Origin of the sequence: Streptomyces sp. A 4/2 (assembly GCF_940670765.1) — a bacterium.
GTDB lineage: Bacteria > Actinomycetota > Actinomycetes > Streptomycetales > Streptomycetaceae > Streptomyces.
In genome coordinates this window covers 169,234-175,982 of sequence record NZ_CALNVW010000046.1, presented here as the reverse complement: position 1 = coordinate 175,982, position 6,749 = coordinate 169,234, and the positions used below count along the sequence as shown (strand labels likewise).

The following is a 6,749-nucleotide window of genomic DNA, read 5'->3' as shown; positions in this document are numbered from 1 at the left end:
CGCGCCCCGGGGTGTACAGGTAGGAGACCTCGGTGTGCGAGAGGAACCGCTTGTCGTACCGCGCGACCAGCTCGCCGCGGTCGGAGATGACGAAGAGGCTGTTGTGGGGCCGGTTCGGTGGCGTGAGCGGGTGGAGCGACCCGAACACCGTCCACATCCGTAGTTCCCCGGCCAGCGTGGCGATCGACTCGGCCTCCTCGCGCATGACGTCCCAGGCGGCCCGGCTCCAGTCGGCCGGGACCAGCTCGCCGTCCGGGCCGGTCGCCATCACGTGCTTGCTCGGATAGGTGATCGCCCCCTCGGGGAACTGCACCAGCCGCGCCCCCGCCCCGGCGGCCTCGGCCATCAGGGCCCGGATCTCCTTCCCGGCCTCCCGGAGCGCGCCGCGGTCTGTGGGGTCCTCCGGCACGGTGCTCTGCGCGACGGCCAGCCGCAATGTCCTCGCCATGGCGCCGAAGCTACGGGATCCCCACCACCCCGGTCCGAAGCTCCGGGTGGACCGGCCGGATCCGCGCGGGTTCTGTCCGGTTCGCCGACCCGGGGGAGGGCTCGCGCCCTCGCGGTCGTACGAGGCGGCCGCGGCCGCTCCGAGGCACACCACGCGCGAAGGTACTCAGCCAGGTGTGGCAACCGTAGGGGTGATTGCTGAAGGGACGCTGAACTCCGAGGCCAGAGTGTCCATCACGACCTCGTCGCACACCTGCCCGAGCCAGTACCCAGCCTGACGGATCGAGCCGACCTTCTGGAAGCCGGCCTTCTCGTACGCGCGGATTGCGCCTGTGTTCGGCGCGAGGACCTTGAGCCAGACCATCCGAAGGTTCGTGACGTGGAACGCGTAGTCGAGGGCGAGTCGGGTTGCGGCGGTGCCCAGTCCCCGGCCGCGGACTTCCGGCCCCAGCATGATTACAAATTCGGCCGTACGGACACCGTGGTCGGGCAGCAGGGTCGCTACGCCGGCCGGCATGGGCTCGTCGCTGGTGAGGTCGTAGATGGTGAAGCGGATGTTCTCGCCGCGCTGCTGGTGGGCCATGCCTTCGGTGCGGGCCTCCAAGGATTCGGGGGCCTGGCGTCCGTAGCCGACCAGCAGCGCGGGGTCCTGCTCCCAGCGCCAGTACGTCTCGACGAGGTCGGTGCGGTAGGGACCGAGTCCGCAGGTCTCGGTGCGCAGCCAGAGGATCGGGTCAGCGGGGCTGGTGATGGCGGTCTCCGATGGTGAGCACAGGGGTGTAGGCGTGAGTCGAGGACGGCTCGGCGACGTCGTCGCCGCTCATAGTCTGCACCCAGGCGTGGAGCCGGATCGGGTCGGACGCGATGCCGTGGCACCAGCGGACGCCGAGGCGGCGAGAGGCGAGCAGCAGGACGGCGGCAACGGACTCCTCCAGGCACGCGGTGCGGCCGGGGGAGTACCAGCCGGCGCGGCGCACCGTGGTGACGGCGCGGATCGCCTCCTGGAGGGTCGCAGGCCGGTTGGTCCGGGCAGTGGCGGCGGTCAGGAGTGTGAGGGCGTGCCGCATGCCGGTGCTGTGTCGGCGGGTGGCGGCGAAGGCGACGGTGAGCGCCGCCGCGGCCGTGAGTGTTCCGGTGAGCGGGCCGCGGGGCGGCCGGGTGACGCCCGCAGGATGTTCGGTGCTGCCCCAACTGGCATGGGCCGAGGGGACAGTCAGCGCAGGTGCCCACGGTCCCGGGCCGCCGACGGGAGTGAGCAGGCCCAGGGCGAGCAAGTGGCGGGCGAGAGCGGGGGCTATGTGGTCGATGGCCCCGGTGCGGGAGGTTGCCTTCCACTGGTCTGCGGCCAGGGGCTGGAGGGCCTGGACGTTGCCGGTTCGGTAGTCGATGAGGACCAAGGCGTGGCCGAAGTCGACCGCGCGGACGGCCCGCGGGCAGGTGACGAACGTGGGCAGCTCATCCATGGCGATCTCCTTCGCGTTTGCTCGACCAGGTGCTGGCCGTTCGGTCGAGGGTGCGGAGCCACGCTTCGGTGGCCAGTGCCTGCTCCAGCGGTGCCAGGGACATCGGGATTCCGGCGGCGGCTTGAGCGAGATGCCCCCGGAGCGCGGCCGGGTCGACGAGGCCGAGAGCGGCGAGACGGCCGTCGGCCAGGTGCTGCAGCTGGGGCAGGTTGGCTCGCAGTCCGGTGTAGTGGTCGGCGTTGAAGCTGCCCTTGGTGGTCCGCGAGGCGAGGGCCTCCGGCAGGACGTCGGCCATGGCCCGGGCGAGCACCGGCTTATAGGCATGGACCGGGGGCCGGGCTCGGGCCTCGGTGCGCAGTACGGCGTCAAGGACGCGGGGGTCGAGGAACGGGTTGTGCAGCTCGATGCCGGATGCGGCGGCGAGCTGAGTATCGGCGGCTGCGGTCCGGGCGACCTCGCGGATCTCGTCCACCAGGATCCGCACCGCGATGTCCAGACCGGGCAGCGGATCGGCCACCGTGGCGACTTGGTGGACGGCGTTGGACAGCATTCCGACGGCATCGGCCGTGGCCCAGCGGGGCAGCGGCAGTGTCGGAAACCAGCGGACGTCTCCCTGCCCGGTCGATAAGACCCCACGCTCCAGTGAGGTGGCGAGGCCAGCCAGGGCGTGGGCGCGGCTGGTTCGTATCAGGGCGCGCGCTTCACACAGTAGTGGGAAGACGGGGCTGTGGCGGAGCCGGGCCCAGCCCGCGGCTTCCGCGGCGGTCCGCCGGTAGAGGCGGTGGCGCAGCAGGTCGGCCAGGTGCGCGGCAGGCACGAACAGCACGCTGTCGCCACCGTCGCCGGTCAGGTGGGTGCGGCTGCCGAGCTTGTCGTGCATCCAGCGCAGCTGCCCTTCCAGCCGGGCCCGGGTCAGGGTCGACGGTGCGGGCTCGTCGGTGACCGGGACCGCGGTGATGTCGGTGTAGGGCAGGTGCTCGGCGCCCAGGGGGAGAAGGTGGTGGACGAGGCGCGGGTGATGGGCGGCGGCCAGCCGCGCGTACGTAAGGTCGGCGCCGTCGGTCTGGCTGGCGGGGTGGATGGTGACCGCGTTCAGCGCCCCGCCGTCGGGTTGGGCCCTCGCGGCGAGCAGGGTGAGAGAGGAGGAGTCCAGGCCGCCGGACAGATCACACGTCAGATCGGGATCAGCCGCCGCCCGCAGCCGGACGGCGCCCTCCAGGGCCGAGCGGAGCCGGTGGTGGGCCGGGCCCGGGGCGTGATCGGGGCGCCACACCGTCTCGCACCGCAGATCCCGGCCAGCGGTGAGCTCGATTCGGGCGCCGGGCGGGAGCTGCTGCACGCCCGTGAAGAACGTACGGGTCCCGACTGCGGCGGGGACATGCGGGAGAAACACGGCGATGGCGACCCGCACCGGGTCCACGTCGGCGTCGGTGAGGTCGGCCAGGGCCCGCGCCGAACTCGACCAGGCCCATCCACCTTCGTACCTGGTGGCGTACAGCGGCAGTGCTCCAGCCGGATCGGTGTGTACCACCGTGTGCTGTTCGTGCTGCTCGACTACCGCGTACGCGCCGGACCATTGCCAGGAGACGTCCTCGGGTAGCGGCCGACGGGCCAAGCTGCGCAGCTCGGCGTCGGCGGCGCCGCACCACCCCAGTACCGCGACCTGGACCCCGTCCGGTGAACTGAACGATCGGGCGCTGGGCGTTCCGGTCTGCCAGAGCAGTCCGTCCGGGCGGAGACATGTGGCTCCGGCCGGCCGGACCCCGCCGCAGCCGCGCGTGAACCCTCCGAAGATCACGATGAACCCCTTCCTGGTCCGGTGTGGCTGGTCGTGCGGTGCGGCATCCCCGGGATCCGGGGATGCCGCACCGCACGAGGTTGTCGGTCAGGCGCAGTTGTAGGCGCGGCGCTTGTCCTCGCTCTGGCCGCCGCCCTGGCCCTGGGTCAGGGCCACGAGGCCGCCGATCTCGACGAGCTCCTCCTCGGGCAGCGAGGACACGGCGGTGGTGAGGTGTGCGTTCTGGCCGTCCATGACGACTCCCTCCATACGGAAGTACAGATGGTTGCCGCCGAGCGGTGCCCGGCGGGTGGTGCCTCACCAGGACACCGCGAGCCCGATCGGATGCCGAGAAATCTCCCGCCGCGCGCAAGCCGTTTGCGTGCTGCGCACACGGCCTCGACCGGGTGTCACCGTCCGGCTACCGTGAGCAGGCTGATGTCCGGTGTTCCCGGAGGGGGCGGCCATGCGTGCTCAGGTACCGGACTGGAACTCTCCGCGCGCCCAGAAGTTCATCGGCGACGGCGACGTCGGGGGCCTGATCCGCTGGGCCCGCCAGCAGCAGGGCTGGCGACAGATCGACCTCGGCAAGGCGACCGGCTACTCCGCCTCGGCCGTCAGCCGCCTAGAGACCGCCGACCGGCCCGCGACCGATTTAGACATGCTCAAGCGGTTCGCCGATGCCCTCGTCATCCCTCCGGGGGTACTTGCCACACTTCTCGGCGTAACCCCACCCCGGGCCACTAGAGTTGCTAACGCTCAGCGCACGGACACTTCCGGGGAGGATCCGATGAAACGCCGGTCCCTCCTCACCGCCGGCCTGGCCGTACCTGCGCTCGCTCTCGAGCGCCTCGACGAGGCCCTCGCACTGCTACCCGCACCCACATCGGCCCCGAGCGCGAACCGCCTGATGGCCCAGTACCGCGAGGCACGTGCGCAGTTCAACCGCGGAATCCATGCCGAACTGATTGAGGCGCTCCCCGACCTCCTGGCCACCGCCGAGGCCTGCGCCGACCAAGGTGATGCCGCCGACTACGCCCGGCTCGCTGCCTGTTACGACCTGGCCACGGAAACCCTGTCCAAGGTCGGCCGCTACGACGCCAGCAGGATCACCGCTGACCGGTCCAACACCTACGCGCGCATCTCCGGCGACCCCCTGGCCGGCGCCGCGTCCGCCCGCGCCTTCAGCATCGTCCTCCGCCACGCCGGCCGCGCCGCCACCGCACAGCGCATCACCCTCCACGCCGCCGCCCAGGTCGAAACCACCGGACTCACCACTGCCGCCCAGGCCCGGACCTTCGCGCAGATGCTCTGCACCGTCGCCTACGCCGCCGCCGAGGCCGGCGACCGCGACCGTGCCCTGGAGATGATCCGGGACGCCGAGCGCGCTGCCGCACTCCTCCCCGAACAGCCCGGCACGCCTACCTTCTCAGTCACCCCGGCCTCCGTGACTCTCTACAAGGTCGGCGTCCTATGGTCCCTCGGCGATGCTGGCGCAGCCGTCCACGCGGGTCAGAACCTTCGTCCGGAGCAATTCGCGACGGCCGAACGACGCGGTCGACTCCACACAGACATGGCCCGCGCCTGGTGGCGGTGGGGTAAGGCCGAGCAGACCGCGCAGGCTCTCCTCGCGGCTCACCGCACCGCCCCCGCCGAGGTGCGCGACCGCCCCAGCATCCGCGCCATCGTCACCGACCTCGCACAGCATCACCCCCACACCCGCGGCGTCCGTGAACTGACCGCCGCCGTACGGTCGGCACGGCCATAACCGGAAAGGGAGCTTCCTCCAAAGGCAGCCCTCACCGTCGCCGACCACCTCCCTCAGACCCTGACTTCCCCGGCGAGGCCACGCCCGGACTGAAACATCCCCGACGAAGGGAAGACTGATGCCGGCCGCCCGGGAACGAGTCGACGTGGCCTACGCCTTGGTCACCGACACATCGACCCAGCGGGTCCTCCTTGTCAAAGACTGTCGAAGCGGACAGTGGGGACTGCCCGGCGGTCGACGTGAGGACGGTGAGGCCCTCCCCGAAGCCGCCGCCCGCAAGACCTTGGAGGAAGCCGGTGTGGTCGTGGCCGTCGGCCCCCTGGTCCACGTCGGCGAACGGATCGCCAGTGTCCACGACCTCTTCGCGGTCTTCCGTGCGACCTACGTTCACGGCGAGCCGGCGGCCACCGGGGACGAGGACATCGTCGAAGCGGCCTGGGTCCCGCTCCCCGCCGCTGACGCGCACCTACCCCTCTACGTCGGCGGCCTTGCCTCGCTGCTGGTCGCCGAGGGCGCCGTCCACCACACTGACCGGCCCGGCCGTCCGATTACCGACGCACCGCTGGCGCTCCCCGGCGCCGTGGCGTTGACCGGCGGGCGCATGACGACGGGCATCGTCCGTGACGGCGGCACAGTCCGGCGCCCTTCCACGCCAGCCTCCCCCTTCGTCGCCGCCCTGCTCGGGCTGCTGCACTCCAGGGGCTTCGACGGCGCGCCGCGATATCTTCGGCGCGAGGGAGCGACCGACATCCTCGACTTCCTTCCTGGAGAGGTCCCCCAGCGATTCCGTACCTGGTCAGACGAGCAGGTCAGCGCCGCCGGGGCGCTCCTGCGCTCATTCCACGACGCGACCAGAGGAAGCGACCTTGCTGGCCGGTTTCCGGTGGTCTGCCATCACGATCCCGGACCGAACAATGTCGTCTTCCGCGACGAGGTCCCGATGGCTCTCATCGACTTCGACACCGCAGCCCCCGGATCCCCGCTGGAGGACCTCGGCTATATGGCGTGGACCTGGTGCATCAGTACCAGGCCGACGGCACCCGCCGTCGAGAACCAGGCAGCTCAGGTCCGAGTCCTCGCGGACGCGTACGGGCTTGAAGCCCAGGGGCGCGGCGCGCTCGTCGACTCCATCCTGGAGAGGCAAATCCGAAACGCTCGGTTCTGGGCGGAGCAGGGACTGGGCCCGGACGGCGTTTCTGCCAGCGCTGATGTCATCGCCCAACGCATTGCATGGAGCCGCCGCGAGCACGGCTTCGTTCACGCTTACCGCCAGGTCTTCGCCGGCTTCCTGTGA

At 71.1% G+C, this 6,749-nt stretch carries 7 protein-coding genes; 2 read left to right on the top strand and 5 right to left on the bottom strand.

Annotated elements, in window-relative coordinates; translation table 11 throughout:
* From NBY69_RS31445 to NBY69_RS31425, 5 genes are all read right to left on the bottom strand, one after another.
* Positions 1-448, bottom strand: a 448-nt coding sequence (locus tag NBY69_RS31445) for a carbon-nitrogen hydrolase family protein (protein WP_250305338.1), incomplete at its 3' end; no start/stop codon positions are given.
* A 165-nt stretch (positions 449-613) separates the two neighbouring features.
* On the bottom strand, positions 614-1,168 hold the full coding sequence (locus NBY69_RS31440; protein WP_284349819.1) for a GNAT family N-acetyltransferase: 555 nt from the start codon (positions 1,166-1,168) through the stop codon (positions 614-616).
* Positions 1,169-1,181: 13 nt separating this feature from the next.
* On the bottom strand, positions 1,182-1,910 hold the full coding sequence (locus NBY69_RS31435; protein ID WP_250305337.1) for a lasso peptide biosynthesis B2 protein: 729 nt from the start codon (positions 1,908-1,910) through the stop codon (positions 1,182-1,184).
* The gene (locus NBY69_RS31430) at positions 1,903-3,708 is read right to left on the bottom strand and encodes an albusnodin/ikarugamycin family macrolactam cyclase (RefSeq protein ID WP_250305336.1); all 1,806 of its coding nucleotides are present in this window, start codon (positions 3,706-3,708) and stop codon (positions 1,903-1,905) included. Before NBY69_RS31430 ends, NBY69_RS31435 begins: the two co-directional genes overlap by 8 nt.
* Before the next feature lie 87 nt (positions 3,709-3,795).
* A complete protein-coding gene (locus NBY69_RS31425; RefSeq protein WP_250305335.1) occupies positions 3,796-3,942 on the bottom strand; it encodes an albusnodin family lasso peptide in 147 nt (48 codons plus the stop codon).
* Between the two features lie 211 nt (positions 3,943-4,153).
* On the opposite strand from NBY69_RS31425, the gene NBY69_RS31420 reads away from it, so the two are divergent.
* Both NBY69_RS31420 and NBY69_RS31415 read left to right on the top strand, forming a co-directional pair.
* Positions 4,154-5,455, top strand: a complete 1,302-nt coding sequence (locus NBY69_RS31420) for a helix-turn-helix domain-containing protein (RefSeq protein ID WP_250305334.1) — start codon at positions 4,154-4,156, stop codon at positions 5,453-5,455.
* Between the two features lie 145 nt (positions 5,456-5,600).
* The gene (locus tag NBY69_RS31415) at positions 5,601-6,749 is read left to right on the top strand and encodes an NUDIX domain-containing protein (RefSeq protein WP_250305333.1); all 1,149 of its coding nucleotides are present in this window, start codon (positions 5,601-5,603) and stop codon (positions 6,747-6,749) included.